Source organism: Acinetobacter sp. UBA2063 (genome assembly GCF_002333245.1).
Classification (GTDB): Bacteria; Pseudomonadota; Gammaproteobacteria; order Pseudomonadales; family Moraxellaceae; genus Acinetobacter; species Acinetobacter parvus.
The window spans coordinates 2,897-3,970 of the sequence record NZ_DDAH01000068.1 but is presented as its reverse complement, the minus strand read 5'-3'; the positions used below and the strand labels follow the sequence as shown (position 1 = coordinate 3,970).

The following is a 1,074-nucleotide window of genomic DNA, read 5'->3' as shown; positions in this document are numbered from 1 at the left end:
TTACGGCTATTCGGATAAAAACCTGATAGCGAGTATCTTGCATAGGCTAGGTCCCAGTTCACTTATCAATAACCCTTAAGCTGTTTCGCTTAAGCCTTATCAACAATAACCCCAATAAAATCTTGAATATGAATCAACTGATGCTTTTAGGCGCCCAGATCATCTAAATTCTGAATCGTCCATGTTAATTGTTCTGGCATGAGATGCTGCAGTACCGATTTTAATTCAACAGCATTATGACCACTGACATAACATTCAATACGTGTAATATTATGACTTATTTTGTCACATAATAACCTATTTTTTATCAAAATATAGGCTGTTTGCCGCGCAACTGCCTGTCCAGAATCAATTAATTTTAACTTTTTATCAAAAACCTGATGAATTGCATCCCTTAAAAAAGGATAGTGAGTACATCCCAGCACTAAAAAATCCGCGCCCTGCTCCACCACAGGCTGCAATATATCCTGCAACACATCCAGACAGGCCTGGCTCATTTGCTGTCCCGCCTCAACAAAAGGCACCAGTTCCAGACTGGTGACTTTTAAAACCCGAACGCCAGCAGGTTCGGCAAACCTGCTCATCACATCCTTGATGAGCTGTCCGCGAAAGGTTGCAGGTGTCGCCAACACAGCCACCACTTTCGACCGTGTTTGCAGTACAGCGGGCTTTAATGCAGGCACCAATCCCACAATCGGAAAATGCTCGCCATAGTAGTCACGTAGGTAGTCCAGACTAAATGCCGATGCAGTATTGCATGCCACCACCGCAATCTTACAGCCCTGCCGATACAGCCACTCAATCGCACGCGCTGTTAATTGTCGAATTTCCTGATCTGAACGGGCCCCATAAGGCACATGCGCGGTATCGGCATAGTAGAGAATCCGTTCGTTGGGTAAATGTCGGGCAATCTCCTGCGCAATCGACAAGCCTCCAATTCCTGAATCAAAAACCCCAATCGGCGCATCAGAGGATGCATGTGGCATGGGGTCAGCCAATACGGGCAGGGATTGGACAGCAGTCATACAAATACATTAACACTGTGGTTTCTTCACTCTTTTAAGCTTAAACCTA

At 45.2% G+C, this 1,074-nt stretch carries 1 protein-coding gene; it reads right to left on the bottom strand.

All coding sequences use genetic code 11. From position 1 onward, the window contains the following. Nucleotides 1–146: 146 nt before the first annotated feature. Nucleotides 147–1,025, bottom strand: coding sequence for a glutamate racemase (gene murI, locus B4H32_RS03225; RefSeq protein ID WP_004680647.1), 879 nt, complete (start codon nucleotides 1,023–1,025; stop codon nucleotides 147–149). Nucleotides 1,026–1,074 lie beyond the last annotated feature (49 nt).

Coding starts and splice junctions, on each gene's coding strand:
- murI (WP_004680647.1), bottom strand. CDS start 1,025: ATGACTGCTGTCCAATCCCTGCCCGTATTGGCTGACCCCATGCCACAT.